Origin of the sequence: Paracoccus denitrificans, from assembly GCF_900100045.1 — a bacterium.
GTDB lineage: Bacteria > Pseudomonadota > Alphaproteobacteria > Rhodobacterales > Rhodobacteraceae > Paracoccus > Paracoccus denitrificans.
In genome coordinates, this window is the sequence record NZ_FNEA01000015.1 from 45,416 (window position 1) to 71,300 (window position 25,885).

At 67.6% G+C, this 25,885-nt stretch carries 23 protein-coding genes; 3 read left to right on the plus strand and 20 right to left on the minus strand.

Annotated elements, in window-relative coordinates; genetic code table 11:
- Nucleotides 1-260 precede the first annotated feature (260 nt).
- Nucleotides 261-458 carry a DUF1127 domain-containing protein gene (locus tag BLT64_RS14475; RefSeq protein ID WP_011751165.1) on the plus strand — a complete coding sequence of 66 codons (198 nt, stop codon included), beginning with the start codon at nucleotides 261-263 and terminating at the stop codon, nucleotides 456-458.
- A 151-nt stretch (nucleotides 459-609) separates the two neighbouring features.
- Here the strand turns inward: BLT64_RS14475 and BLT64_RS14480 are convergent, their stop codons facing one another.
- From BLT64_RS14480 to BLT64_RS14505, 5 genes are all read right to left on the minus strand, one after another.
- Nucleotides 610-1,581 carry a hypothetical protein gene (locus BLT64_RS14480; RefSeq protein WP_011751166.1) on the minus strand — a complete coding sequence of 324 codons (972 nt, stop codon included), beginning with the start codon at nucleotides 1,579-1,581 and terminating at the stop codon, nucleotides 610-612.
- Between the two features lie 139 nt (nucleotides 1,582-1,720).
- The gene (locus BLT64_RS14485; protein ID WP_011751167.1) at nucleotides 1,721-2,515 is read right to left on the minus strand and encodes a DUF72 domain-containing protein; all 795 of its coding nucleotides are present in this window, start codon (nucleotides 2,513-2,515) and stop codon (nucleotides 1,721-1,723) included.
- A 292-nt stretch (nucleotides 2,516-2,807) separates the two neighbouring features.
- Complete coding sequence (locus tag BLT64_RS14495; RefSeq protein WP_011751169.1) at nucleotides 2,808-4,862, minus strand: oxidoreductase; 2,055 nt, start codon at nucleotides 4,860-4,862, stop codon at nucleotides 2,808-2,810.
- 151 nt (nucleotides 4,863-5,013) lie between these two features.
- Nucleotides 5,014-5,973, minus strand: a complete 960-nt coding sequence (locus BLT64_RS14500; protein ID WP_011751170.1) for a LysR family transcriptional regulator — start codon at nucleotides 5,971-5,973, stop codon at nucleotides 5,014-5,016.
- A gap of 54 nt (nucleotides 5,974-6,027) precedes the next feature.
- On the minus strand, nucleotides 6,028-7,098 hold the full coding sequence (locus tag BLT64_RS14505; RefSeq protein ID WP_011751171.1) for an AbrB family transcriptional regulator: 1,071 nt from the start codon (nucleotides 7,096-7,098) through the stop codon (nucleotides 6,028-6,030).
- A 149-nt stretch (nucleotides 7,099-7,247) separates the two neighbouring features.
- Between BLT64_RS14505 and BLT64_RS14510 the strand changes: the two genes are divergently transcribed.
- Nucleotides 7,248-8,126, plus strand: a complete 879-nt coding sequence (locus tag BLT64_RS14510) for an N-acetyltransferase (RefSeq protein ID WP_011751172.1) — start codon at nucleotides 7,248-7,250, stop codon at nucleotides 8,124-8,126.
- A 50-nt stretch (nucleotides 8,127-8,176) separates the two neighbouring features.
- On the opposite strand, the gene BLT64_RS14515 is transcribed toward BLT64_RS14510, so the two are convergent.
- Complete coding sequence (locus tag BLT64_RS14515; protein WP_011751173.1) at nucleotides 8,177-9,505, minus strand: NAD(P)/FAD-dependent oxidoreductase; 1,329 nt, start codon at nucleotides 9,503-9,505, stop codon at nucleotides 8,177-8,179.
- A 15-nt stretch (nucleotides 9,506-9,520) separates the two neighbouring features.
- Nucleotides 9,521-10,840, minus strand: coding sequence for an NAD(P)/FAD-dependent oxidoreductase (locus BLT64_RS14520; RefSeq protein ID WP_011751174.1), 1,320 nt, complete (start codon nucleotides 10,838-10,840; stop codon nucleotides 9,521-9,523).
- 236 nt (nucleotides 10,841-11,076) lie between these two features.
- Here BLT64_RS14520 and BLT64_RS14525 point away from each other — a divergent pair, with 236 nt between their 5' ends.
- A complete protein-coding gene (locus tag BLT64_RS14525; protein WP_011751175.1) occupies nucleotides 11,077-11,553 on the plus strand; it encodes an Lrp/AsnC family transcriptional regulator in 477 nt (158 codons plus the stop codon).
- An 18-nt stretch (nucleotides 11,554-11,571) separates the two neighbouring features.
- Here the strand turns inward: BLT64_RS14525 and BLT64_RS14530 are convergent, their stop codons facing one another.
- From BLT64_RS14530 to BLT64_RS14590, 13 genes are all read right to left on the minus strand, one after another.
- Nucleotides 11,572-13,233, minus strand: coding sequence for an ABC transporter ATP-binding protein (locus tag BLT64_RS14530; protein ID WP_011751176.1), 1,662 nt, complete (start codon nucleotides 13,231-13,233; stop codon nucleotides 11,572-11,574).
- On the minus strand, nucleotides 13,233-14,075 hold the full coding sequence (locus tag BLT64_RS14535; RefSeq protein WP_011751177.1) for an ABC transporter permease: 843 nt from the start codon (nucleotides 14,073-14,075) through the stop codon (nucleotides 13,233-13,235). Before BLT64_RS14535 ends, BLT64_RS14530 begins: the two co-directional genes overlap by 1 nt.
- On the minus strand, nucleotides 14,075-15,028 hold the full coding sequence (locus BLT64_RS14540) for an ABC transporter permease (RefSeq protein ID WP_011751178.1): 954 nt from the start codon (nucleotides 15,026-15,028) through the stop codon (nucleotides 14,075-14,077). The genes BLT64_RS14535 and BLT64_RS14540 overlap by 1 nt, the downstream gene beginning before the upstream one ends.
- Before the next feature lie 55 nt (nucleotides 15,029-15,083).
- Nucleotides 15,084-16,697, minus strand: a complete 1,614-nt coding sequence (locus tag BLT64_RS14545; protein WP_011751179.1) for an ABC transporter substrate-binding protein — start codon at nucleotides 16,695-16,697, stop codon at nucleotides 15,084-15,086.
- A 57-nt stretch (nucleotides 16,698-16,754) separates the two neighbouring features.
- On the minus strand, nucleotides 16,755-17,462 hold the full coding sequence (locus BLT64_RS14550; protein WP_041530734.1) for an HAD-IA family hydrolase: 708 nt from the start codon (nucleotides 17,460-17,462) through the stop codon (nucleotides 16,755-16,757).
- Nucleotides 17,463-17,689: 227 nt separating this feature from the next.
- Nucleotides 17,690-18,604 (minus strand): 2-hydroxyacid dehydrogenase, encoded by a 915-nt coding sequence (locus BLT64_RS14555; protein WP_011751181.1) that lies wholly within the window; start codon nucleotides 18,602-18,604, stop codon nucleotides 17,690-17,692.
- On the minus strand, nucleotides 18,604-19,980 hold the full coding sequence (locus BLT64_RS14560; protein WP_011751182.1) for an aspartate aminotransferase family protein: 1,377 nt from the start codon (nucleotides 19,978-19,980) through the stop codon (nucleotides 18,604-18,606). The genes BLT64_RS14555 and BLT64_RS14560 overlap by 1 nt, the downstream gene beginning before the upstream one ends.
- 17 nt (nucleotides 19,981-19,997) lie before the next feature.
- Nucleotides 19,998-20,831, minus strand: coding sequence for a GNAT family N-acetyltransferase (locus BLT64_RS14565; RefSeq protein ID WP_011751183.1), 834 nt, complete (start codon nucleotides 20,829-20,831; stop codon nucleotides 19,998-20,000).
- A gap of 113 nt (nucleotides 20,832-20,944) precedes the next feature.
- Nucleotides 20,945-21,298: a cupin domain-containing protein gene (locus BLT64_RS14570; RefSeq protein WP_011751184.1), complete on the minus strand. Its 354-nt coding sequence runs from the start codon at nucleotides 21,296-21,298 to the stop codon at nucleotides 20,945-20,947.
- Nucleotides 21,299-21,306: 8 nt separating this feature from the next.
- The gene (locus BLT64_RS14575) at nucleotides 21,307-22,584 is read right to left on the minus strand and encodes an NAD(P)/FAD-dependent oxidoreductase (RefSeq protein WP_011751185.1); all 1,278 of its coding nucleotides are present in this window, start codon (nucleotides 22,582-22,584) and stop codon (nucleotides 21,307-21,309) included.
- 2 nt (nucleotides 22,585-22,586) lie between these two features.
- On the minus strand, nucleotides 22,587-23,252 hold the full coding sequence (locus tag BLT64_RS14580) for a haloacid dehalogenase type II (RefSeq protein WP_041530735.1): 666 nt from the start codon (nucleotides 23,250-23,252) through the stop codon (nucleotides 22,587-22,589).
- Between the two features lie 144 nt (nucleotides 23,253-23,396).
- Nucleotides 23,397-24,845 carry an NAD-dependent succinate-semialdehyde dehydrogenase gene (locus BLT64_RS14585; RefSeq protein ID WP_011751187.1) on the minus strand — a complete coding sequence of 483 codons (1,449 nt, stop codon included), beginning with the start codon at nucleotides 24,843-24,845 and terminating at the stop codon, nucleotides 23,397-23,399.
- Complete coding sequence (locus BLT64_RS14590) at nucleotides 24,842-25,882, minus strand: tartrate dehydrogenase (protein ID WP_011751188.1); 1,041 nt, start codon at nucleotides 25,880-25,882, stop codon at nucleotides 24,842-24,844. Before BLT64_RS14590 ends, BLT64_RS14585 begins: the two co-directional genes overlap by 4 nt.
- Between the last annotated feature and the right edge of the window lie 3 nt (nucleotides 25,883-25,885).

Below are 25,885 nucleotides of genomic sequence, written 5' to 3' on the forward strand. Positions count from 1 at the left end.
TGAACGGCATCCGCCGCGACTCCCGGCCCGTGCCGGGAGGGTGCCGTTCCCGGCGCCATGCCCGAAGGGCTTGCCGGAACGCACCGCCCGATCATCCTGCACCTGCCCGGTCCTGGCATGGGTGGATCCCGCTTCATGCTGCAGCGCGGAATGCATGGCTGGTTTGCCGGGATCGCGACTACTTCCCACCCGGTGCCCGGACTATATCCGCCTTGTCCGAAACATGCCCGCCGAATGGGCAAGATGAAAAAGGTGCCGAGATGTCCGCTGTCGAAATGAGCCATAGCCGTGTTGCTGCCGGTGGCCTGGGTCAGGTCTTTGCCCGCGTGACCGCGATGGTCACCGCCTGGAACGATGCCCGCATCACCCGCCGCGAGCTGAGCGCGCTGACGGATCGCGAACTGACCGATATCGGCCTGACCCGCGGCGATATCGAGCGCGTCGCCCGCGGCCTCTGAGCCCATCCCGATCGATGAACGGACCCCGTGGCGGTGGCTGCGGGGTTTTTTCATGCGCGGACGCCTGGAACCTCGGTGCCGGGGCGCAGGAGATAGGGCTTCATGCCGGTTCCCTCCCGGAATGTGAATGCCGAAGGGCGGTCGCGCCCCCCTACCAGTCGGCGCCGCAATCGCATTCTTTCGGCGGCCGCCAGTCGGCCGAAAGCCGAACCCCAGCCAGGGGCTTTTCCAGCATCGCCCATGTCGGTAGGCCCAGCAGGAAGGCCGGCATCACGTCCTGACCGGCGATGCCGTTCTCAGTGCTCAGCTTCAGGTGCATCACCCCCTTGGGATGCGGCAAGGTGTCCACCATCGCCGCCATGGCCGCGCGGCTGTCCTGCGTCACCAGGTAATCGGGCATGCCGCCGATCTGTTCGGCAAGCCATGCCCTGGCATTGCCGACCGCAACCTCCGGCGTGTCGCCGAATTGCGGCTGGATCGCGCTCAGCCACAGCATCGCCATGCCCTCGAACAGGCCGGCATTGCGCAGCCTGAGGTCCAGATCCGTCAGCCGGAACTGCATCACCTTGTCCAGTTGCGGCGGTTGCGCCATCAGGGCCGCCAGGTCGAAATTCTCGACCGTGCCGCTCAGGGCCAGCCGGTTGCCGCCGGTCTGCGCCACATCCAGGCTGGTCAGGACCAGCCGTTTCGCCGCCGGATCGATGGCATAGTCGAGATGCAGGTCGGCGCTGCTCAGTTCGGCGGTCAGCCGCATCTGATAGGCGACCTCCTCCATGCCGTCGAATTGCGGCACCATTCGCGCGCCGCTGATGTCCAGGACCAGGCTTTGCGGCACCCCGCCCGGCGCCTCGTCGGGCCATGTCGAGCGCCAGGCGATTTCCTGTGCCTCCAGCAACCCCGCGGCGCCGCCGTCAGGTGTCGGCACCGCCAGATCGCGCAGCACGCAGCGGCCGCCCTCGTCGACGGGCTCCAAAGCGGCGAAAGGGTTCGCGTCGTCGGGGGCGAACGCATCGCCAAGCGCGGCGCGCAGGGCATCCAGATCGGCATCGCAGCCCGCCTGATCGGAAAAGGCGGGTGCGGCTGTTGCGCAAAGCAACAGTCCGGCGGCCAGCAAAGCTTTCATGATCGTCCCGTCCGGTTGTCGTTTTCAGGGTGTTAGCCGGGCTGGCCGGGGCCGGCAACGATAGGCGACAGTTTCCGGCAAGGGGACGGAAGGCGTAGCGACGGTTCGCCCAAGCGCGTGATGCGGTGTCGCAGCGCCCTCAGCCCAGCCGTTCGATCAGCGCCATGGCCGCATGCGGATTCCTGACCTTGTGGCCGCTGATGACGTAAAGATAGACATCGCGCGGCCCCGACCCGGCGGCGTTTCCGACATGGTCCAGCCCCTCGGGCGCACCGCCCGCAGCCCAGGTCCGGGCCCGTTGCGCCCAGAGGTCCAGCATCTCGGGGCTGTAGCCCAGGGCTTCGTCCTCGGCCGTGCCCATGATGCGCGCATAGACGAAATCGGCGGTCGGATCGGCGATCTGGGGAAACTCTCCGTCCGCCGACAGCACCGCCGCCACATGATGGGCGCGGATCAGCTCGATGAATTCGGGCACGCGGAAGCTGTCGTGCCGGACCTCGACCACATGGCGAAGCGCGCGGCCCTCATGCGACGGCGGCAAGAGCTTCAGGAAAGCCTCGAAATCGACCGGGTCGAATTTCTTCGTCGCCATGAACTGCCAATTGATCGGACCAAGCTTGTCGCCAAGCAAGGTCACGCCGCTGTTCAGGAACCGCTCAATGGTCTCGCCCGCATCGGCCAGCACCTTGCGGTTGGTGGCATAACGCGGAGCCTTCAGCGAGAAGACGAACCCTTCGGGCGTCTCGTCATGCCATTTCTGAAAGCTCTCGGGCTTCTGGCTGCCGTAATAGGTGCCGTTCACCTCGATCGAGCTGAGCTGGCGGCTGGCATATTCCAGCTCCCGCTTCTGGGCGAGTTTTTCGGGATAGAAGCTGCCCCGCCAGGGCTCATAGGTCCAGCCGCCGATACCGATGCGGATCTTTCCGGTCGCCATGAAGATGTGCCTCGCTTTCTGCCTGACCCATGAATGGCGCAGCGGGACAGGGTGGTCACTCCGTTCCTTGCTCTGCTACCCGCACCAGGAGCGGTCCCCGACATGCCAGCGCCGCGAACCGCCTTGCCCTCAGGATGCCATGTTTCCGTCGGATCGCCATACCCAAGCAGTCACCTTTCCGCGCGATCCAGACAGGGATTGGGCAAGCGCCAGACCCCTGCCTGCAAAGCCACGCGCGGCGGGCCGTCCTCATGCAAGACGGCCCGCGTGAAGGCAGGCTGCGCTGGTATTTTCAGATCCGCACGCAAATCCGATAGGCGTCGTAGATGGCCGAATGGATGTCTCTGCTTGCGACCGAATCGCCGATGCGGTGCAGGACAGGGCCGTTGCCGGCCGGGCCGGTCATATCGGGCCTGTCATCCGCAGCGATCATATCGGCAATATCGGTCACCCCCAGATTCGCCGCCCGGTCACGCAGCTCATGATAAAGGTCGTCCACAGGGATCGTGCCGCTCTCTATGACCACTTGCGCCGCGCCGATCTCGCAGGCGCGATCCGTCAGCTCGTGGCGGAACTGCGCAAGCAGCCTGTCGCCCCGGCGCTCGACGCCGACAAGCCTGGCCTCGACCATGACGCCGATCCCAAGCTCTGAGACGCGTTTGCGAAAGCCGGTCCGGTCCTGATAGGGCATTTCCAGCGCCAGCGCCTCGTCCGGGGTGGCAATGGTCACCGACTTGCCCTTTCGCGCCAGGTCGAGCGCGCAGGACAGGGCCGCCGCCCGGCCGGTGCCGTCATAGATCAGGACGTCCTCGCGGGGGGCGGCGGCGCCCGTCAGGATGTCCCAGACCGTATCGCAAAGACCACCGCCCCGAAGCCAGTCCATGTCGGGGACGCCGCCGGTCGCCGCAATCACCACATCCGGCCCCTCGGCCAGCACGGCCGCGGCGTCCGCATAGGTGTTCATGCGCAGCTCGACCCCCAGCCGCGCCAGCTCCGCCTCGCGCCATTGGACGATCCCCAGCAGGTCGCGGCGTTCCGGTGCCGCAGCCGCGACCAGGACCTGCCCGCCCAGCCTGGGCGCGGCCTCGAACAGCGTGACCCGATGGCCGCGTTCGGCGCAGATGCGGGCCGCCTCCAGCCCGCCCGGCCCGCCGCCGATCACCACCACCTTCTTGCGGGCGGGCGCCTTGTCGATCCTGTGGCTCAGCATCGTCTCGCGCCCGCTGGCCGGGTTATGGATGCAATTGACCTTCTTGTAGAGGCAATAGGAGGCCCCGACGCAGGGACGGATGCGCGCCTCTTCGCCCCGCACGATCTTGTTCACCAGATCCGGGTCGGCGATATGGGCGCGCGTCATGCCCACCAGATCGACGATATTCTCGCGGAGCGCATGGCGGGCGGTGGCAACGTCGCGGATGCCGGCGGCATGCATGACGGGCAGCCGGACCTCGCGCCGAAAGGCGGCGACTTGGGGCAGGAAAGGCGCGCTGCGCTGGAACAGGCCGGGCATGTTGTGTTCGGACAGCACGAGGTCGTTGTCCATGCGGCCGTAAATGCAGTTGAAGAAATCGACATGGCCCTCGCGCTCGAAAAGCTGCGCCAGCGCCACGGCGTCGTCGAAGCCCAGCCCGTCCTCCACCCCCTCGTCGATGACGAAGCGGATGCCGACGATGGCCTTGTCGCCCACCGCCTTGCGGATCGCCTCATGCACCATCAGCCCGAAACGCGCGCGGTTTTCCAGCGAACCGCCAAAGGCATCCGTTCGCTTGTTGGTGCGCGGCGACAGGAACTGGCCGATCAGGTGACCGCCGGTCAGCGTCTCGATCCCGTCCATGCCGCCCGCGAAATAGCGGCGGGCCGCCTGGGCATAGTCGCCGATGATGCGGGCGATGTCGGCGGCGTCCATTTCCTTCGGAAAGGCGCGTCCGCGGGATTCGCGCACCCGCGAGGGCGCCAGCACGGGCAGCCAGTTGCCGCCGAACGCCGTCGCGCGCCGCCCCAGATGCGACAGCTGGCCCATGACCGCCGCGCCGCGGCCGTGAATGCGTTCGGAAAGCTGCTGGAGATGGGGGATGATCCGGTCGCTTGTCAGGTCCAGCTGCCCGCCGCCCCAGCTTGAATCGGACGAGGTCATGGCCGATCCGCCGATCATCGTCATGGCCAGCCCGCCGCGCGCCTTTTCCTCATGATAGCGCTGGTAGCGTTCCAGCGGCAGGCCACCCGCGTCCAGCATCGAGGCATGGCTGGTGCTGATGACGCGGTTCCGCAGCACGAGATGCTTCAGACGGAACGGCTGCAAGAGCGGATCGGACGCGCTTGGCTGGCGGCGGACTTCTGTCCCGGACACGGGGGTTCCTCCTGTCGGCTGATGGGGCTTGCCGGGACATCCCGGCATGACGGCCCGCCATCAGCATCGGCGATCCCCGCCAGCGCCGGAAGGTCGAATAAACGCAGGGGGGTATTCGTCCTGCGTATGGGGCTGCCCAACTCCGCCCCGATCAGCCGGGCGGAGCCTTGGGAAAATCGGGCAGGATCTGCGCAAGCGCGGCCAGGCTTCGGCCCATCTCGGCGGTCATCCAGGCCCTGATCTCATCGACGACGCGCGAGGCCGGGCGCCCCTTGGGGCGGACCAGCTGGTGCTGCTTGCCGGTGCGGATCACGCAATCCGAGGCAGAGACAAGAACCCCCCGGACCAGCGCATCGGCGATCACGCTGACCCAGCCAAGCGCGATGCCTTCGCCGTTCATCGCGGCTTGCAGGATGACCGCGTAATCGGAAAACTCCAGCCAGCTTCCCCCGCCCGCCGCGCGGTCGGAAACCCCGCCCCAGACCCGGCCCCATGCCGCCATGTCGTGGTCGGTCAGATGCAGGAAGACATGGCCCCGGCCGTCCCCGTCAGGATCCAGCCGGCCGTGGCGGCGCAGATAGGCGGGGCTGCAGACCGGCAGGATGATCTCGGGGGCGAAATCCCATGCCGGGCAGTCCAAACCCTGGTCGGGCAGGATCCGCGTCGCCAGGTCGACATTGTCGGGAATGCCGCGCAAGACGCCGGCGGCCAGGTCGAAACGCAGGTCCACGCCGGGAAAGCTGGCCTGGAATGCCGCCAGCCGCGGCACCAGCCAATGCATCGCGAAGGAACTGGACAGCGACAGGGTGACGACGGGGCGCGCGGTTTTCCTGCGCTCTTGCAGCGAGCGGATGACGGCGCCGATCCGCTCGAGGCTGCCATGGACGACGGCATGCAACTCGCGCCCCTCGGGCGTCAGTGCAAGCCCGGCGGGGCCCCGCTCGAACAGGGCCATGCCAAGGCTGTCCTCAAGCTGCGCGATGCTGCGACTGACCGAGGGCTGGGTCAGGTTGAACTCGCGCGCCGCAGCGGTAAAGCTGCCGGTGCGCGCCGCGGCCTCGAAGACCAGCAGCTTGCGGCCCGACGGGATCAGTCTGGAAAACGAAGTCATACGCCAAGCGTATAGGAGAAGGGCGGCATTTCAAGGCCCGGTCGGGATCGCGGCTCACATCCTGCCGCGCCTTTCCCCATGGCGTCGCAGCATCCGCGCCAGCCCGGTGGCGATCAGCGGGCCGAAGATCACCACGGCGAACAGCCGGACGGTCTGCAACGTCATGACGAAGGCAACGTCGGCGCCCGTCCCGATGGCAAGGATGGCGATCGAGTCGATGCTGCCCGGCACGGTGGCCAGCATGCCACTCATCAGGCTGACGCCGGCGATCCAGGACAAGGCCACCCCGGTCACGCCGCAAAGCAGGATCAGCAGCAGGCAAGCGGCGGCCAGCCCGGGCAGGGCCGAAACGCCCCGCCGCAAGAGCTCGGGCGTGAAGCGCAGCCCGACCTGCAATCCGATGGCAAGGAACGCCAGCGACACCAGCCAGCCTGGCATGGACAGGTCGAACCCGCTCAGCGTCAGCGCGGTTGCAAGGCTCAGCGGCACCAGCGAAGCCGCGGCGGGAATGACCGGCAGCCAGCGCGCCACCGCCGTGCCGACCACGCAAAGCAGCACCGCCGTCGCGGTCGACTGCAGGGTGGCGCCGGCGCCGCTGCCGGTATGGGGCATGGCCGGGCCGCTGACGATCATCGCCACCATGACCATGGCCGCGATGACCAGCATCAGCCGCAGGATCTGGATCAGCGCGATCATCCGGCTGTCCAGCCCACGCTCATGCGCGACGGCGATGACGGTGCTCATCATGCCGGGCAGAAACCCCCACAGCGTGGCCTCGCGGTCCAGACCCGTCCAGTCCGAGGCGACAAGCCCGGTCAGGCAGGCCACGGCAAAGGTCAGGGCCACGAAAACCAGCGCCACCGGCCAGATGGCGATGGTCTGGCTCAACGCGGGGGCGTCAAGGTTCAGCGCGATCAGGCAGCCGGCGACGCCCTGCCCCATCTGGCCGACGCCGGCGGCGACGCGCAGGTTGCCACCCATGAGCGCCATGCCCACGCCCGCGATCATCGGCCCGACCATGGCCGCGGCGGGCAGGTGCAGCCCACCCAGAACGCCCCCAAGCAACAGCCCGGCAGAGACGACGACCAGCCATCTGAGGCCAAGAGGCCACCGCGTCAGTCCCATCCGAAGGCTCCTTTCCCAAGGGCGGGATCCGTCCCCGCATCGCCGCTGCCCGTCCGGAAGGCAGTTCCTGCCAACCGGACAAGGCAATGAAGTAGAAAATTTTCCAGGGCGCACGGTAAGATAAGCCGCAAGCAAGAGCAGGTGATCGCATGCAGGCCAATCCCACCAAGACGGTCGAGACCTTTGCGCTGGTCGCACAACCCATGACCAGGGCCGATATTCCCCGGCTGCACGAGCTTTCGGTCGGCGTCGGCTGGATGCACCGCCCCGAGGATTGGGAGGCGGTGCTTGGCCTGGGCAAGGGGCTTTTCGTCGTGGACGAGATCGGCCGCGCCGTCGCCTCGGCCATGTGGTTCCCGATGGGGGACGAACTCGCCTCGATCGGCATGGTCATCACGGCGCCACGGTTGCAGGAATACGGCACCGGCCGCTGGCTGATGGAACAGATCCTGGGCCAGACCACGGGGCGCGACCTCATGCTCAGCGCCACGCATGCGGCCTACAAGCTTTACTGTTCGCTGGGCCTGCAACCGGGTCCGACGATCTTTCAGCACAACGGCTTCGTGACCGATGCGCCGCCCGGAACCGCGCCGCCGGAGGCCGAGGTGCGCCCGCTGCACCCCGAGGACGAGGCCGCGATCCGTGCGCTGGATGCCCGCGCCTTCACCGCCCAGCGGCAAGCCGTCCTCGACCATCTGCTGTCCGTCGGCCAGGGAACCGTCCTGCTGCGTCAGGGCCACATCGCCGGCTTCGCCTTTTGCCGCCGCTTCGGACGCGGCCATGTCATCGGCCCGGTCGTCGCCGATACCGAGGCCGAGGCCATCGCGCTGATCTCGCCCCATATCCGCGCCCATGCCGGAGGCTTCGTGCGGATGGATACGCGCCAGGCCGAAGGGCCGCTGCGCGACCACCTGACCGCCTGCGGAATGAAGCTGCACGAGACGGCGACCTCGATGTCCAGGGGCGCCGAGCGGTTCCAGCAGCAAACCCCGCGCATCTTCGGCCTGTTCAGCCAGGCGCTGGGATAGCCGCACCCGATGCGGGCGGGCCGCCGGCAGACGCATGCCGGCCCCGGCGGTCACATCATCCCCATTTCGCCAAGGTCGCTGCCGTCGATCATCCGCCCATGCCGGAACGGCGCGGGATCGACCGAAGGCGTCACGCCGCGGATCAGCTCGGCGGCGAGCCGCCCCGCGGCGGGGCCGATGCCGAACCCATGCCCGCTATGGCCGGCCGAGACGAACAGCCCAGGCCGCGACGCAACCGGCCCGATCACCGCGATGGCGTCGGGCGTGCAATCGACCATGCCGCCCCATGAATGCGCCACCTGCGCGCCCGCAAGCGCAGGAAAGGTCCTGGCCAGGTCGGCCAGCCCGCGTTTCAGCAGCCGCGGCTCGGGCCTCGGGTCGAGGATCCTGACCCGCTCGAAGGGCGAGGGACCGGCGGCGTTCCAGCGTTGCAGCGAATCCGGCCCGGTGAAGAAGCTGCTGCCGATGGCATAGCTGAGCTTGGCGCGGCGCTTCACGAAGGTCTTCCAGAACGGCCGCATCTGCATGATCCCGCGCGGCGAGACATGCAGCCGACCGAAGCCCGAGGTGCCGACCGTATAGCCGCCGTCCAGCCGGCGCCGGACGGTGATGTCCTGCGCCGAAAAGCCGCCTGCCGTGATCTCGGGCATCGGGCCGGTCGCAAACGAGGTGGACTGGATCGAGGTTTGCAGGAAAGGCACTCCATGGTGACGCAGCAGCATCCCGGCCCATGCGCCCCCTGCGACCAGCACTGCATCGCAGCCGATCCGCCCGCGCTCGGTCAGCACGCCGCTGACCCGGCCGGCCGAGAACTCGATCTCGCGCACCGCGCAGGACTGGTGAACGGTCGCGCCATGGCTCCGCGCGGCCTCGGCCATCAGCGGAGCGGCCAGCGCCGGCTCGGCACGGCCGTCGGTCGGCGAATGCACCCCGCCCCGCCAGCGCGGCGCAGCGCCGGGGACCATCCCGGCAACCTCGGCGCCCGAGATCATCCGGGTATCGACGCCATAGCCGCGCGCCATCCGGCCCCATTCCTCCCATTGCGCCAGTTCGGCCTCGTCATTGCTGGCATAGACCAGCCCGGCGCGGCGAAAGCCGGTATCGCCGCCCAGATCATGCGACAGGGTTTCCCACATCCGCAGCGCCAGCATCGCCAGCGGCAATTCGCGCTCGTCGCGGTTCTGCTGGCGGCACCAGCCCCAGTTGCGGCAGGACTGCTCGGCCCCGATCCGGCCCTTTTCCAGCAGCGCGACCCGCAGGCCGGCCCGTGCCAGTTCCCAGGCGGTCGAGGCGCCGGCGATGCCGCCCCCGACGATCGCCACATCGACGCGGGCGGGCAGTTGCGCATCCGATGGCACGGCACGGACGGGAGGAGTCATGGGTCTGCTTTCCGTTCAGAAATCCGAAACCTTGCCCCAGCTTCCCTGCCGGAAGCGCGAGGGGTGGTAGGGCGCGGGATCAAGGATGGGCGTGGCGCCGGTCACCATATCGGCGATCATATGGCCCGCACCGGGACCGATGCCGAAACCGTGGCCGCTGAAGCCCGCGGCCAGAATCAGGCCCGGCACCTCGGTTTCGCCGATGGCCGGAACACCGTCGGGGGTCGAATCGATATAGCCCGCCCATTGCGCCGTCACCGGAATATCCGCAAGCCCCGGCAGCAGCACGCGGGCACGGGCCAGCGTCTCGCGGATCATCGCGGCGTCGGGCCTGGGGTCCAGGATACGCATCCGCTCCATCGGGGTCGGGCGGTCCAGCCGCCAGCGGGCCAGCGTCTCGTGGCCCGAGCGCCAGCCCTCTGCCCCGCCCGGACGCAGCACGCGCCAGCGCCGGGCGAACATCGGCAGGAAATGCCTGGCAAAGCGCAATTGCTGCCGCGTCGGATCGACGCGCGCATAGCCCGAGACCGCCAGCGTATAGCCGCCATCGCCCCGCCGGGTGACCGAGACGCGGGCGGTATGCAGCGCGTCCGGCCCCTCGACCCCCGGCCCCACGGCAAGGATCGAGGACCGCACCGCCGCTTGCGGGAACGCCACCCCGTATTGCCGGCAGAAGGACGAGGCCCAGGCCCCGCCGGCCAGGATCACGATCCGGGTGCGGATCACGCCCTTTTCGGTGACGACGCCCGCGACCCGGCCTGCCTCGAGCTCCAGCCCGCGCGCGGCGCAGGACTGATGGACCGAGCCGCCGAATTTCTCGACCCCGCGCGCGATGACGGGGGCCGCGCGTTCCGGGTCGGCGATGCCGTCGCTGGGCGAGAACACGCCGCCCTTCCACGCCTTGCCCGTGGCGCGGCCGCGCCCGGCGGCCTCGGCGGGCGTCAGCATATGGGTCACGACCCCTTGCCCGCGCGCGAAATCGCGCCAGCGCGCCCAGCCCGCGATCTCGGCCTCGTCGTCGGAAAGATACAGCAGCCCGCAGCGGCGGAACCCCACGCTTTCGCCGATATCGGCGGCCAGCGCGTCCCACAGGTCCAGGCTTTTCGTCGCCATCGGCAATTCGCGCGCATCGCGGTTCTGCTGGCGGCACCAGCCCCAGTTGCGGCTGGACTGCTCGGCCCCGATCCAGCCCTTTTCGACCAGCGCCACCCGGACGCCGCGACGGGCCAGATAATAGGCGGTGCAGGTGCCGACGATCCCGCCGCCGATGACGACCGCGTCGGCTTCCGGGGGCAGGCTGTCAGGGGTTCGGATATGCAGCAATGGCGCGGGCATGCCAGTCTCCTTTCAGCACAGATTACCGGCGGGGCGGGATGAATTCTGCCGCAGTTGCCGGAATTGCAGCATTTCCTTTTGCACGAAAACCATCCGGCAGCGCCTTATGCCACAAGATATATTCGCGACACGCCGCAGGCCGCCCTCGTGCTTTCGATTGAGATGGCGGCAGTTTCTGCTAGTCTGCGCAACGACTCGGAGTCCCGGTCGCGGGACATGGCGCAGACAGGTGTCCGGTGAAGCTCGACCGCATAGATATCCGCATCCTGCACGAATTGCAGAAAAACGGCCGCATCACCAACGTCGAGTTGGCCGAACTGGTTCACCTGTCCCCCAGCCCCTGCCTGATGCGCGTCAAGAAGCTGCAGAAATCCGGCTATATCACCGGCTATTCCGCCCAGATCGACATCGCCAAGCTGGGCCCGACCCTGACCGTATTCACCGAGATCACGCTGAAGAACCACCGCCAGATCGACTTTTCCCGCTTTCAGCAGGCCATCGAGAAGATCGAGGAAGCCATCGAATGCCACCTGATCTCGGGCGGCTACGACTACCTGGTGAAATTCGTCACCGCCGGGATCTCGGACTACCAGTCGATCATGGAGCGGCTGATCGACGCCGAGGTCGGCATCGACAAGTATTTCAGCTTCGTCGTCATCAAGACGCCCTTCGCCAAGTCCCACCTGCCGCTCAGGACGCTGTTCGACGTCTAGGGACCGGCCGGGCATGGCTCAGCGCCGCGCAAGGGCGGCGCTGAATTCGGGGTCGCGCGACAGCCCGTCCAGCCAGCCGGTATCCAGCTTGGGAACCGAGGCGAACAGCAGCCGGGAATAGGCATGCTGCGCACCGCCATGGATGCGGTCGGCGGGCAGGTGCTCGACCTTCTCGCCGGCGAACATGACCATCACCTCGTCGCAGATCGCCTGGACCGTGGACAGGTCGTGGCTGATGAAGACATAGGACAGGTCCAGCTCGCGCTGCAATTCCTTCAGCAATTCGATCACCGCGGCGGCCACGACCGTGTCCAGCGCCGAGGTGATCTCGTCGCACAGGATCACCTCGGGGTTGGCGGCAAGCGCGCGGGCCAGGTTGACGCGCTGCTTCTGGCCGCCCGACAGCTCGCCCGGCAGGCGGTGGCGCATGGCGGCGGGCAGGCGCACCATGTCCAGCAGCTCGACGATCCGCGCCTCGCGGGCAGCGCCCTTCATGCCGTGATAGAAGCTCAGCGGCCGGCCCAGGATGTCGCCGACCGGCCGCGCGGGGTTGAGCGCGGTATCGGCAAGCTGGAACACGATCTGCAAGCGGCGCAATTCGTCCTTGCTGCGCTGCCGCGCATCGCCGGCCAGCACCTTTCCGCCCAGCAGGATCGAACCCGAGGACGGCGGCAACAGCCCGGCGATCGCCCGCGCCAGCGTGGATTTCCCGCTGCCGGATTCGCCGATCACGCCCAGGTTGCGGCCTTTTTCCAGCGCGCAGCCGACATCGCGCAAGGCCAGCTTGTGGGGCACGCCGCTGGCATCCACCGGACCATAACCGGCGGTGACGCCGACGACCTCCAGCGCCGGCACGGGCGCCGCCTGGGGCGCCGGTGCCACCGCGGCATGCGGCACGGGATGGAAGGCCGCCAGCAATTCGCGGGTATAGGGGTGCTGGGCATCGTGCAGGATCTGCTGGGTCGTGCCCACCTCCTGCACCTCGCCGCCGCGCAGCACGACGATGCGGTCGGCGATCTGGGCCACCACCGCCAGGTCGTGGCTGACATAGACCCCGGCCATGCCCCCCGCCGTCATCACGGATTTGAAGGCGCGCAGAACCTCGATCTGGGTGGTCACGTCCAGCGCGGTCGTCGGCTCGTCGAAGATCACCAGCTTGGGACCGCCGATCAGCGCCATCGCCGCCGAAAGCCGCTGCAACTGCCCGCCCGAGACCTGATGCGGATACCGCTGGCCGATGGTTTCGGGATCGGGCAGCGCCAGGGCACGGAACAGTTCGACCGCCTTGGCGCGGGCCTGGTCCATCGGCATCAGCTTGTGGATGCGCGCCACCTCGACCACCTGGTCCAGCAGCCGCTTGCAGGGGTTGAAGGCGGCGGCGGCGCTTTGCGGGACATAGGCCACCTCGGTGCCGCGCATCGCAGCGCGCTGGCGCTCGGACAGTTGCACCATGTCCTTGCCGTCCACCACCACCGCGCCGGACTGGACATAGCAGCCGGGCCGGCAATGCCCCATCAGCGTCATGGCAATGGTGGTCTTGCCCGAGCCGGATTCGCCGATCAGCGCGACGATCTCGCCCTCGGCGATGTCGAAGCTGACGCCCTTGATGATGTCGATGTCGCGCCCGGAATCGGTCACGGCACCCAGTTTCAGATCGCGGATTTCAACAAAACTGGCCATCATTCGCTCCGGTCGCGGATTCGCACGGGAAGGTTGTCGATCAGCAGGTTGACGGCGATCGTCAACGTCGCGATGGCGATCGAGGGCATGATGACCGCCGGCGCGCCAAAGGACAGGCCGCCGATATTCTCGCGCACCAGCGAGCCCCAGTCGGCATTCGGCGGCTGCACGCCCAGCCCCAGGAAGGACAGGCCCGAGAGCAGCAGCACGATGAAGACGAAGCGCAGCCCCATGTCGGTCAGCACCGGGCCAAGGATGTTCGGCAGCACCTCTTGCGTGATCAGGTAGGGCGTGCGCTCGCCCCGGGCCCGCGCGACGGTGACGAAATCCATCGTGCTGATGTTCACCGCCAGCGCCCGGGCGAAACGATAGGCGCCGGGGGTATAGATCACCGCCAGCACCCCGATCAGCACCGGGATGGACGAGCCGATCCCGGCGACGACGACCAGCCCGAACAGCTTGGACGGGATCGAGTTCAGCGCATCGAGGAACCGGCTGAGGCAGGTGTCCAGCCAGCCGCCGATCACCGCCGCCATCATGCCCAGCACCACGCCCAGAAAGCACGAGATCAGCACCGCCGCCACCGAAATCCCGACGGTATAGCGCGCGCCCATCAGGATGCGCGACAGCATGTCTCGTCCCAGATAGTCGGTTCCAAGCCAGTATTGCCCGGACATCGGGCCGAAATAGTCGAAATCGACGATCTCGCCCGGCGGATAGGGTGTGAACTGCCCGCCGAAAAGCGCGATGAAGAGCCAGAACAGGATCACGGCCGAGGCGACCAGTCCGACGGCATTGACGCGATAGCCCAGCAGGCCGCGGGAAAGGGATGAACTGGCCATTACTTGCGCAACCTCGGGTTCGAGACGATGGCGATGACATCGGCGATGGTGATGAGGATCAGGTAGCCAAGGCAGAAGATCATCGCGCAGGTCTGGATCAGCGGCAGGTCGCGAGTGGAGACCGCATCGACCATCAGCTTGGCGATGCCGGGATAGTTGAACACGGTCTCGACGATGATGACGCCCCCCAGCAGATAGGACAGCGACAGCGCGACCGCGTTCACGATGGGACCGATGGCGTTGGGCAGCGCATGGCGCAGCACGATGCGCGGCTTCGAGGCGCCCTTCAGCAGCGTCATCTCGGCATAGGGCATCTTCAGCGTCTCGACCACGGCGGCGCGGGTCATGCGGATCATCTGGGCCGAGATCACGAAGCTCAGCGTGATGACCGGCATGGCATAGGCCTTCAGCAGGCCCATCAGCGTGGTGGTGTCGCCGGTGAAGGACAGGGCGGGCAGCCAGTGCAGCCAGACCGCGAAGACCAGCACCGCCAGGGTGGCGATCATGAACTCGGGCACCGAGATGACGCCGACGACCAGCGTGTTCACCGCCCGGTCGTAGAGGCTGCCGCGATACATCGCCGTGGTGATGCCCAGGAACAACGCCACCGGAACCGCGAACATCGAGGTCACCGCCGCCAGCTTCAGCGTATTGGCCAGCCGGCCGCCGATCAGGTCGGCCACGGGCATGTTGTTGGCATAGGACTTGCCCAGATCGCCTTGCAGCAGCCCGCCCAGCCAGCGCAGGAAGCGCAGGATGGCGGGATCGTTCAGATGCATGGCCTCGCGCAGGCCGGCGACGGCCTCGGGGGTCGCCGCCTGCCCCAGCAGGATCTGCGCGATGTCGCCGGGCAACATCTCGGTCGCGGCGAAAACGATGAAGCTCACGATGACAAGCGTGATGACGGCGACGCCGAGGCGGCCCAGCACCAGTGAGACGACCTGTGGATTCATGTCAGGTCTCCGCAATCGGGTGAAGGCCCGCGAGGGTATCGCGGGCCGTTGGAAATCAGGCTTCCAGCCACAGATACTCGGCCATGGCATAGCCCATCTGCCCGCCCAGCGGGTTGGGCAGCAGGCCCTTGACCTTGCCCGCATGGGCATCGACGTTCGAGATATAGACCGGAATGCCGGTCCCCGCCTCGTTCGAGACCATGACCTGCATCTCGTCGTAGATCTCCTTGCGCCTGGCGGTGTCCAGCTCACCCCGCGCCTCGACCAGCATACGGTCGAATTTCTCGGATTTGTACTGGCTTTCGTTCCAGGGCGCGTCCGAGGCGTAAAGCAGCGAGAACAGGATGTCCGGCGTCGGGCGCGGGTTGATATTGCCGAAATGCACCGGCGCCTTCAGCCAGTAGTTCGACCAGTAGCCGTCCGACGGCACCCGCTGGATGTCGAAGCGCATGCCGATCTCGGCGCCCGCCTGCTGGAAGATCATCGCCATGTCCAGCGACGAGGCCGCCGCCTCGGACGCCACCACCGGGATCGGCTGGCCCAGCAGGCCCGCCTTTTCGAACAGCGATTTCGCGCGCTCGGGGTCGAATTCGCGCGGTTTCAGCTCGGCGTTGTGGAACGGGCTCATCGGCGGGACGGGCTGGTCGTTGGCGATCTCGGCCAGGCCGCGCAGCGCCGATTTCTGGATCAGCTCGCGGTTCATCAGGTATTTCATGCCTTCCACGAAGCCGGCCTTGTCGCCCGGCGCCAGATCCATCCGCGCGTTCAGGTTGGTGTAGTTGCCGCCCGTGGTGATGGACAGCACGAAATCGGGCTGGCTTTCCACCAGCCGCACCGATTGCGGCTTGATCGAGGCCGCGAACTGGATGTCGCCGGACAGCAGCGCGTTCACCCGCGCGCTGTCGTCGGGAATGGCGAAATATTCGAAGCTGTCCAGATGCGCCTTTTGCGGCTTGAAATAGTTCTCGTTGCGCTTGCCGATCGAGCGGACGCCCGGCTCGAACACTTCCGAGACGAAGGCGCCGGTGCCGTTCGCGGTCGAGAAATCGGTGGTGCCGTTCGCGATGATCATGAAGTGATGCATCGCCAGGATGGTCGGCAGGTCGGCATTCGGCGATTCAAGCGTGATCTGCACCGTCTGCGGGTCCAGCGCCTTGATCTCCTTGAACTGCTTGGCGATCGAGTTGACCTTGGAGCCCACCGCCGGGTCGAGATGGCGCTGAAGCGAGAACACCACGTCCTCGGCCTCCAGCGTCTTGCCGTCGTGGAAGGTCACGCCGGATTTCAGCTTGACGGTCCATACGGCCGCATCCCCGCTTTCGATGCTGTCGGCCAGTTCCATCTCGATCGAGCCGTCCTCCTTCATGAAGGTCAGCCGGTTGTAATAGGCGCAGCAGCGCGTGTAATCCGTCGAAAGCGAGGCCTTGGCCGGGTCCAGCGTGTCGGCGGTCGATGCCGACCAGCCCGCCGCCTTCAGATGCCCGCCCGAAACCGGCGTCTGCGCCAGCGCGGCCGTCGCGCGTCCCAGGACGGTGCCGCCCACGGCCAGCGAGATGCCGCCCGCCATGAACATGCGCAGCAATTCGCGGCGGTTGGCGCCGCGGCGGATCGCGTTCTCGACCATCGCGTCGTCGGCGCGGGTCCAGTTGGTGATTTCCCTGTCGTTCATTTTCTTTTCCCTTGCTGGAATGGTTGCGACGGACCCGGTCGCCCGGATCCGCACAAGTCACGCGGTCGCGGCCTCGGCCAGTTCGGCCATCGAGGTGAAGTGATGGTCAGGGGTGGTGAATTCGGCAGGCTCGATGGTGCCGCCATAGCCTTTCTGGGCATGCCGGCGCTGGATCCAACAATTGGTCATGCCCAGGTCGCGCGACACGCCGATGTCGTGATACTGGCTTTGCGCGACATGCAGGATGTCGTCCTTGCCGGCCCCCTCGCTTTCGACGAAGGCGAAGACCTGGCGGAAGAAGGCGGGATCGGGCTTTTCGACGCCGGTATCATCCACCGTGAAGGAGGCATGGAAGGGGTGCCCCAGCGCGGCGCTGAAATGCTCGAACGCCCAACGCTGGGCGTTGGTCATGGCGATCAGCCGGTATCTGCCCTTCAGCTTCGCCATGGCGGCGACGGAATCGGCAAAGGGTTTCCAGCCCGGCACCGCGTCGCGCAGCCGCGCGGCATGGGCGTCGTCCGCAGGCAGGCCCAGATCGGGCGCGATCACCTTGTAGACGCGCACCAGATCGTCGGGGAAATGCCCGACGCCCGGCATGTAGCGGGCGGCCCGATACAGGTCCAGCGCGCGCTCGGGGTCGAAATCGACGCCCTTTTCGGCAGCGATCGCGGCCAGCGCGCCGGTCAGCCCGGATTCGAAGTCGATCAGCGTGCCGACGACATCGAAGCTCATGTATTTGAATTGCGACAGCGGTCTTGCTGGCATCCTGTGCGTTCCCCGTTGTTCCCGCGTCCTTGCGCGGCGCTTGTTCCCTCGACCGAAGGGGGCTGGCCCCCGGTTGCCCGAGCCCCGGCCCATGTCTTTCCACCCACGCCGGATGGGCGTCCTTACCCCTCATCCTTCCGGCAAACCGGGCGCGAAAAACTCCAAATCCCGTCCCGGCGCAGCATAATCTTTCGTACCGCGCTGACCCTACGGCATCGCGGATATGGTCAATAACCGCGCGCGCGGTCCACCAGCCCCTCGGGCCTCTGGCCGCGAAGATCGGCGCGGATGCCGGCCAGCACATGCAGCGCGCCCTCATGCGCCACCGTCTGGCTGGCGACATGCGGCGTCAGGATGACGCGCGGGTGGCGCCATAGCCAATGGCCGGCCGGCAGCGGCTCAGGCTCGGTCACGTCAAGCATCGCCTGCGCGATCCGGCCGCTGTCCAGAGCCTGCCGCAGCGCATCCGCGTCCAGTTGCCGCCCGCGTCCCAGATGCACCAGCCGCGCGCCCATCGGCAGCTTGTCGAACAGGGCGGCGTTCAGCATCCCCTCGGTTTCCGCGGTCAGGGGCAGCAGGCACAGCAGGATGTCGGTGCGGGCCAGAAAGGCGTCCAGATCGGTATGGCAGGCGACGCCCTCGATCCGGCGCGGGCTGCGGCTCCATCCGGCCAGGTCGAAGCCGAAGGGGCGCAGCGATTCCAGCACCGCCTGGCCCAGATTGCCCAGGCCCATCACCCCCACGCGCCTGTCGGCGGCATCGACATTCATGCGCGGCAACCATTCGCCGCGCCGCTGCTGGTCCAGATAGGCGGGCAGGTCGCGATGCATGGCCAGCGTGGCCATGGTCGCATATTCGCGCATCTGCCGGGCGATGCCCGGCTCCAGCATCCGCACCACGCCGACGCCTTGGGGCAAGGCGGTCAGATCGAACTGATCGACCCCCGCCCCGACCGAGAATATCAGCCGCAGGTTCGGATAATCGCGCGCCAGCCCCTCGGGCGCGGTCCATGCCACCAGATAGCGCACGGCATGCGGGTCCGGCGCCTGTCCGACATGGAACGGCATATCGGGCAGGTCGCGGGCAAAGACCTCGCGAAAGACCGCGCCGCGCTCGGGGGTGGACAGGAACAGGACCGCCATCAGCGCAGCGCCGCGCGGATATCGGGATCCTCCAGCGTCAGGTCCAGCACCTTGCGGGTGCGGGCGACGATCAGGTCGATCTCTTCCTCGGTGCAGCACAGCGGCGGGGCATAGCCGATCACGCCCCAGCCAAAGGCGCGGATGACCAGCCCCTGATCCCAGGCGCGGTCGAAAATGCGCGTCGCGGGCTGGCTGGCAGCCGGCAGCGGGGTCTTCGCCGCCTTGTCGGTCACCAGCTCGATCGCCGCCAGCATGCCGCGCCCGCGCACATCGCCCACCAGCGGGTGGTCGCCAAGGCCGCGCAGCCCCTCCATCAGCCGGGCGCCCATCCTGCGGCCGTTTTCCAGCAATCCGCCCTCGTAGAGGTCCAGCACCGCCAGCCCGACGGCGGCCGAGACCGGATGCGCCGAATAGGTATAGCCGTGCCCCACCGCCGCGGCGCCCGCGCCATCGGCGATCACCTGATAGACGCGATCCGACATGAACACCGCGCCCATCGGCACATAGCCCGAGGTCAGCCCCTTGGCGGCGGTGATCAGGTCGGGGACGATGCCCTCTTCCTCGCAGGCGAAAAGCGGGCCGGTGCGGCCGAAGGCAGTGATGACCTCATCGGCGACGAAAAGGATGTCGAGTTCCGCGCACAGATCGCGCATCGCACGCATCCAGCCCTTGGGCGGCACCAGCACCCCGCCCGAGCCCTGGATCGGCTCGGCATAGAAGGCCGCGACCCGTTCGGGACCGCCCAGCTCGGCGACCTTGGCCAGCAACTGCGCCCTGGACGCCTCGATGATCGCGGCATCGTCGCTGCCTGCGGGGTTGCGATAGCTGTAATGCGACGGAATCTTGTGCTGCCAGTCATAAGGCACGCCGAAACCCGCATGGAACGAGGGGATCGCGGTCAGCCCCGCCCCCACGGTCGAAGAACCGTGATAGCCCTGCTCCAGCGAGATGAACTGGTCCTTCCCCGGCATCCCGCGCGCGTTCCAGTAATAGCGGATGAAGCGCACGGTGCTGTCCACCGCGTCCGAGCCGCCCAGCGTGAAATAGACATGGTCCAGATCGCCCGGCGCAGCCTCGGCCAGGCGCGCGGCCAGGCGCACGGCCGGCTCCGAACCCAGCCCGAAATAGCCGGTCGCATAGGCCAGCTCCCGCATCTGCTGCGTCGCGGCCTCGACCACGCTGTCCTGCCCGTAGCCGGCATTGACGCACCACAGGCCCGCAAAGCCGTCGATCAGCTCATGCCCCTGCGCGTCGCGCACGCGCGCGCCCTTGCCCGAGGCCAGCAGGCGCACGCCCGCAGCCTCGTGCCCGCGCCAGCTTGCGACGGGGTGGATCAGATGGGCGCGGTCGAGTTCGACCAGTGAATTGGCCAGCATGTCGTCTCTCCTGAAAGTCAGCCAAGCGCCTGCGCGGCGAGGGCGAAGCGATGAAAGTCCCCGGACCGGGCGGCGGGCGTGCCCCGGCTCATGCCGATGCCGCCGCCGACATGGGCCAGTCCCAGCCCGGTCAGCCAGGACGCAAGGCCGCTGTCCTCGGTCGTATCGACGCGAAGGAATTGCCCCGCACGGTCGGACAGCAGAAAGGACAGCAGATCCCTGGCCTCGTCCGCATCGGTGGCAACGACCGGACCCGCAACCTCTCCGCGGCCGAAGGGGCGCAGCGCGGCATAGCCCGCAATCCCGCCCGCCCGGCGCAGGACGGCAATGCGCCCGGCATGCGGCAGCGCGCGGATCAGCGGCGCGCGGTCCGCCCCGGTCGCATCGCGGTCGATGCCGGCGATGGCGTCCAGATCGTCCTCGCCGGCCCAATCGATGCCGGCGGGCGCCGCCGTCCCGGTCAGGATGCCCTGGTGCTGGACGATCCGCCCCTGTTCGGCAAAGCCCAGCTTGCGGTAAAGCGGCAGCCCGGCCTCGGTAGCGACCAGTCGCCATTCCCGCGGCGCCGCAAGGGCCATGGCGCCCTCCATCAGCCGGCGGCCCAAGCCCCTGCCCCGCATGTCCGGGCCGACGATGATCATGTTCATCATGCCGACCGGGCCGAAGACCGTCGCCATCGCCGTCCCGACGACCCGCCCGCCGGACAGCGCGACCACGCCCCGGCTGAGGCCGTGGATCAGCGCCCAGTCCTCGGGCCGGTGCGGCCAGTGCTCAAGGCGCGACAGCTCGACCGCCTGGGGGATGTGGTCGGGCTCAAAACGCGTCAGGACGGGATCGGTCGCAATCTGCATGGCATGGCCTTCGTCTTTCTGCCCGCGCAGCCTGCATGGCGGCAGGCGGCATCTGCGGTGCGGGGAACGGTCGGGGCGTGCGCGCGGCGGATCAGGCCGCGCGCACGCTTGGGTCATCCGACGATGACATAGATCTTGCGGACGGTTTCGACAGTCTTCCAGACGCCGCGATAGCCGGGCTTCATGATGAAGCTGTCGCCCTTGCGATAGGTGACGGGCGGCTGGCCGTCCTCGGTCAGTTCGACCACGCCGTCCAGGATATGGCAGAACTCGAAGCTCTCGCCCTTGATCGAGATGGTCTCGCCCGGCGTCGCCTCCCAGATGCCGGTGCGCACCTCGCCGCCCCGCGAGGCGTCCAGCGCCCAGGTCATGAACGAGGGATCGCCCGAAACCAGCCGGTCGGGGGCCGCCTTGCCCGGCGCGCCGGCGGGAAGGGTCGATGGGTCGATGGTCTGCAAAAGCGGCATGTCTGTCCTCAGCGGATAAGGTCAAGGGTTTTGTAGTAAAGGCCCACCAGCGGCAGGAACCACGGCTTGCCGGTATGGAACGGCACCGCCTGCCAGGGCAGCCCGTCCCAGGGATTGCGATTGGCACGGCCGGTCATCAGGTCGGCCATGATCTCGCCCATATGGGTGGCGATCTGCGCGCCATGGCCGGAATAGCCCATCGAGAAGTAAACCCCGTCCGCCTGCCCGGCGCGCGGAAAGCGATCGGCGGTCATGTCCACGAGCCCGCCCCAGCAATAGTCGATCGGCACCTCGCGAAGCTGCGGAAAGGTGCGCAGCAGCCCCGCGCGCAGGATCTCGCCGCTCTTGGCGTCCGAGCGCTGGTCCGAGCTCGCCGAGAACCGCGCCCGCCCGCCCCAGATCAGCCGGTTGTCCGGCGCAAGGCGGAAATAGTTGCCGATATTCATCGAGGTCACGCAGGTCCGGTTGCCCGGCATCGTCGCCGCGACCTCGGCATCCGTCAGGGGGCGGGTGGCGATGATGAAGCTGCCGACCGGCACGATGCGGCGGCGAAACCATGGAAAGGCGCCGGTCGTATAGGCGCCGGTCGCCAGCAGCACCTTGCCCGCCGTGACGCTGCCCCTGGGCGTGGTCAGCTTCCAGCCCGCGCCGGCCTGCTCGCGCGCGATGACCGGGGCGCGTTCGAAGATCGCCGCGCCGCGCCGCGCGGCCGCCTCGGCCAGCCCCACGACGAAGCGGCCCATATGCATCATCGCGCTTTTCTTTTGCAGCATCGCGCCGTGAAAGGCGTCCGAGCCGACCTCGCCCGCCAGTTCCGCCCGCGACAGCATCGCGGTATCGGGATCGGCGTCGCGGTGCAGCGCCTCGAAATTGCGGGCAAGGCTGTCGTAATGGCCGGGTTTCGAGGCCAGCTTCAGCTTGCCCGAGCGCCGAAAGGAACAGTCGATCCCCTCTTCGGCGATGATGCGCTCGATGGTTTCGATGCCCTGGTCGAAGGCATGATAAAGCGCCCGTGCCCTGTCCGCGCCGAAATGCTCGCGCGCAGCCAGATAGCTGTGGGCGATGCCGTTGTTCAGGTGCCCGCCATTGCGCCCCGATGCCCCGAAGCCGACCGTCTCGGCCTCCAGCACGACGACCGAATGCCCTTCGGCGGCCAGCTTGCGCGCGGCCCCGAGGCCCGTAAAGCCCGCGCCGATCACCGCCACGTCGTATTGGCCGGAGACGGGCCCCGGCGCACCCGAGGCGAATGCGGGCGCGGTGTCGTGCCAATAGGACTGAAATTTCATCGTCACAGACCGAACACGCCCGGCAGGCCGCGGATATCCGCGATCTCGGTATATTCGTAATAGGGGTTGGCGGGCTCGTGGCCGCGATTGACCCAGACCTTGGACTTGATGCCCAGGTCATGGGCCGTCATCAGGTCGTAGCGGAACGAGGACGAAACATGGGTGATGTCCTCGGGTCCGCAGCCCAGCGCGTCCAGCATGCATTCGAAGCCGTTCATCTGCGGCTTGTAGGTGCCGGTCTCCTCGGCGGTCAGGACCAGATGGAAGGGCGCGCCCAACTTTTCCACGTTGGACATGATCTGGCTTTTCATGGCGTTGGACAGGATCACCAGCGGGATTTCCCGGGCGACCTTGGCCAGCCCCTCGGGGACGTCGAAATGCGGACCCCAGGTCGGCACCTCGTTATAGATGCGCAGCGCGTCCTCGTCGCGGAAGGTGACGCCGTTGCGCTTGCAGGTGCGTTCCAGCGAATTGTGGACCACCTCGGCATAGGGTTTCCACGCGCCCAGGATCTCGTCCAGGCGATAGGCGGCGAAGTTCCTGATGAACTTCGCCATCGCCGACTCGGAGAGCTGCTCGGCATAGATGCGGCGGGCCGCCCCGGCCATGTCGAAATTGGTCAGCGTGCCGTAGCAGTCGAAGGTGATGAATTTTGGGCGGAAGGTCATGGTCCGGGTTCCCTGTCTGCGGCGCCAGCGCGGCGCCATTTCTTTCGATCCTATGCCGCGTCCCGCAGGCGTCGCTTGCCGTTTGCGGGACGCGGAAAGCATGAAACGCCGTATCCGCGCGGGCGGGCGGCAAATTCTACGGCGTCAGAGCCCGCCCATGTGGAAGGCCTTCACCTCCAGATATTCCTCGATCCCCGCCCGCGCGCCCTCGCGGCCCAGGCCCGAGGACTTGACGCCGCCAAAAGGCGAAACGGTGGTCGAGACCGCGCCGGTGTTCAGCCCCACCATGCCGAATTCCAGCGCCTCGGCCACGCGCCAGGCACGGCGGATATTCTCGGTATAGAAATAGGCGGCAAGGCCGAAGGGGGTGCCGTTCGCGATGGCGACGGCCTCGTCCTCGGTCTCAAAGCGGAAAAGCGGCGCGACGGGGCCGAAGGTTTCCTCGGATGCCAGCTCCATCTCGGTCGTGGCACCCGTCAGGACCACGGGGGCGGCATATTGCCCCTCGGGGATCTCGGCCCGGGCGGCAACGGTCGCGCCTTTCGCCACGGCATCCGCGACATGGCGCGCGATCTTGTCCAGCGCAGCGCGGTTGATCATCGGGCCGATGTCGTTGCCGGCCTGCGTGCCGGGACCGACCTTCATCGCCGCGACCTTGGCGCCCAGCTTTTCGGCAAAGGCGTCGTAGACGCCCGCCTGCACCAGGATCCGGTTCGAGCAGACGCAGGTCTGGCCGCCATTGCGGAACTTGGACGCGATCGCCCCCTCGACCGCCGCGTCCAGATCGGCATCGTCGAAGACGATGAAGGGCGCGTTGCCGCCCAGTTCCAGCGACAGCCGCTTTACCGTCGGCGCGGATTGCGCCATCAGAAGCGAGCCGACGCGGGTCGAGCCGGTAAAGCTGACCTTGCGCACCGTCGGGTTGGCGGTCAGTTCCGCGCCGATCTCGGCCGGCATCCCGGTGACGATGTTGACGACGCCCGCCGGAATCCCCGCGCGCTCGGCCAGAACGCCCAGGGCGAGCGCGGAATAAGGCGTGAACTCGGAAGGCTTGATGACCACGGTGCAGCCCGCCGCCAGGGCCGGGCCGACCTTGCGGGTGATCATCGCGTTCGGGAAGTTCCACGGCGTGATGATGGCCGAGACGCCGACCGGCTCCTTCAGCGTCAGGATACGGCGGTCGTTCGTCGGCGCCGGGATCACGGTGCCGTCGATGCGCCGCGCCTCCTCGGCGAACCATTTCACGAAAGAGGCGCCATAGGCGATTTCCCCCCGTGCCTCGGAAAGCGGCTTGCCCTGTTCCAGCGTCAGGATCAGCGCCAGATCCTCGGCATGCTGGTTCATCAGGTCGAACCAGCGTTCCAGCAGCGCCGCGCGCTCGGCATGGCTGCGCTTTTTCCACGAGGCGAAGGCGGCATCGGCGGCATCGATGGCCGCGCGGGTCTCGGCGGCCGACAGGTCGGGAATGGTGCCCATGACCTGCCCGGTCGCGGGGTCGGTGACCTGGACCACGGCGCCGCTGGCCGCATCGACCCAATTGCCGCCGATCAGCGCCTGCTGGCGAAGCAGATCCTTGTCCTTCAATGCCGTCATGCCTTGCCCTCCAGCGCGGCCAGAACGGCCTTGGTGATGTCGTCGGTCTTGTCGCGGCCCGGAACGGTGCCGATGCCCTGCGCGGTCACCGCCTCCATCGCCGCCATGATGCGGGCGGCGGTCGCGGCCTCGCCCAGATGATCCAGCATCATCGCCACCGACCAGATCGCCGCCATCGGATTGGCGATGCCCAGATGCGCGATGTCGGGGGCCGAGCCATGCACCGGCTCGAACATCGAGGGCGCCGAGCGGTCGGGGTTGATATTGGCCGAGGCCGCAAAGCCCAACCCCCCCTGGATCGCCGCGCCCAGGTCGGTCAGGATGTCGCCGAAAAGGTTCGAGGCCACCACCACGTCCAGGCTTTCCGGCGCCATCACCATGCGCGCGCACATCGCGTCGATATGGTAATGCGTCACCTCGACCTGCGGATATTCGGCAGCCAGCCGGTCGGTGATCTCGTCCCAGAACACCATGGAATATTTCTGCGCATTGGATTTCGTGACCGAGGCCAGCTTCCCCCGCCGTCGCATCGCCTGCTCGAAGCCGAAGCGGATGATCCGTTCCACGCCCGCGCGGGTGAAGATCGAGGTTTCCACCGCCACCTCGTCCGGGGTGCCGACATGGACGCGCCCGCCGGCGCCGGAATATTCGCCCTCGGTATTCTCGCGGATGCAGAGGATGTCGAAATCGCGGGTCTTCAGCGGCCCCTCGACACCGGGCAGCAGGCGGTGCGGGCGGATATTGGCATATTGCACGAAGGCCTTGCGGATCGGCAGCAGCAGCCCGTGCAGGGACACGCTGTCGGGCACCTTGGCGGGCCAGCCGACCGCGCCAAGGAAGATGGCGTCGAAGCCGCGCAGGGTCTCGATCCCGTCCTCGGGCATCATCTTGCCGGTTTGCAGGTAGTGGTCGCAGGACCACGGGAAGGTCGTGGTTTCCAGCACGGCGCCCGCAGCCCGGGCAACGGCGACGGCCGACTCGGTCACGGCGGTCCCGATGCCGTCTCCGGGGATGAGGGCGATCTTGTGGGTGGTCATGTC

Coding starts and splice junctions, on each gene's coding strand:
- BLT64_RS14570 (WP_011751184.1), bottom strand. CDS start 21,298: ATGCCGCTTTTGCAGACCATCGACCCATCGACCCTTCCCGCCGGCGCG.
- BLT64_RS14575 (WP_011751185.1), bottom strand. CDS start 22,584: ATGAAATTTCAGTCCTATTGGCACGACACCGCGCCCGCATTCGCCTCG.
- BLT64_RS14545 (WP_011751179.1), bottom strand. CDS start 16,697: ATGAACGACAGGGAAATCACCAACTGGACCCGCGCCGACGACGCGATG.
- BLT64_RS14560 (WP_011751182.1), bottom strand. CDS start 19,980: ATGCTGGCCAATTCACTGGTCGAACTCGACCGCGCCCATCTGATCCAC.
- BLT64_RS14475 (WP_011751165.1), top strand. CDS start 261: ATGTCCGCTGTCGAAATGAGCCATAGCCGTGTTGCTGCCGGTGGCCTG.
- BLT64_RS14505 (WP_011751171.1), bottom strand. CDS start 7,098: ATGGGACTGACGCGGTGGCCTCTTGGCCTCAGATGGCTGGTCGTCGTC.
- BLT64_RS14555 (WP_011751181.1), bottom strand. CDS start 18,604: ATGGCGGTCCTGTTCCTGTCCACCCCCGAGCGCGGCGCGGTCTTTCGC.
- BLT64_RS14550 (WP_041530734.1), bottom strand. CDS start 17,462: ATGCCAGCAAGACCGCTGTCGCAATTCAAATACATGAGCTTCGATGTC.
- BLT64_RS14520 (WP_011751174.1), bottom strand. CDS start 10,840: ATGCCCGCGCCATTGCTGCATATCCGAACCCCTGACAGCCTGCCCCCG.
- BLT64_RS14580 (WP_041530735.1), bottom strand. CDS start 23,252: ATGACCTTCCGCCCAAAATTCATCACCTTCGACTGCTACGGCACGCTG.
- BLT64_RS14500 (WP_011751170.1), bottom strand. CDS start 5,973: ATGACTTCGTTTTCCAGACTGATCCCGTCGGGCCGCAAGCTGCTGGTC.
- BLT64_RS14485 (WP_011751167.1), bottom strand. CDS start 2,515: ATGGCGACCGGAAAGATCCGCATCGGTATCGGCGGCTGGACCTATGAG.
- BLT64_RS14480 (WP_011751166.1), bottom strand. CDS start 1,581: ATGAAAGCTTTGCTGGCCGCCGGACTGTTGCTTTGCGCAACAGCCGCA.
- BLT64_RS14590 (WP_011751188.1), bottom strand. CDS start 25,882: ATGACCACCCACAAGATCGCCCTCATCCCCGGAGACGGCATCGGGACC.
- BLT64_RS14515 (WP_011751173.1), bottom strand. CDS start 9,505: ATGACTCCTCCCGTCCGTGCCGTGCCATCGGATGCGCAACTGCCCGCC.
- BLT64_RS14565 (WP_011751183.1), bottom strand. CDS start 20,831: ATGCAGATTGCGACCGATCCCGTCCTGACGCGTTTTGAGCCCGACCAC.
- BLT64_RS14540 (WP_011751178.1), bottom strand. CDS start 15,028: ATGAATCCACAGGTCGTCTCACTGGTGCTGGGCCGCCTCGGCGTCGCC.
- BLT64_RS14585 (WP_011751187.1), bottom strand. CDS start 24,845: ATGACGGCATTGAAGGACAAGGATCTGCTTCGCCAGCAGGCGCTGATC.
- BLT64_RS14535 (WP_011751177.1), bottom strand. CDS start 14,075: ATGGCCAGTTCATCCCTTTCCCGCGGCCTGCTGGGCTATCGCGTCAAT.
- BLT64_RS14510 (WP_011751172.1), top strand. CDS start 7,248: ATGCAGGCCAATCCCACCAAGACGGTCGAGACCTTTGCGCTGGTCGCA.
- BLT64_RS14530 (WP_011751176.1), bottom strand. CDS start 13,233: ATGGCCAGTTTTGTTGAAATCCGCGATCTGAAACTGGGTGCCGTGACC.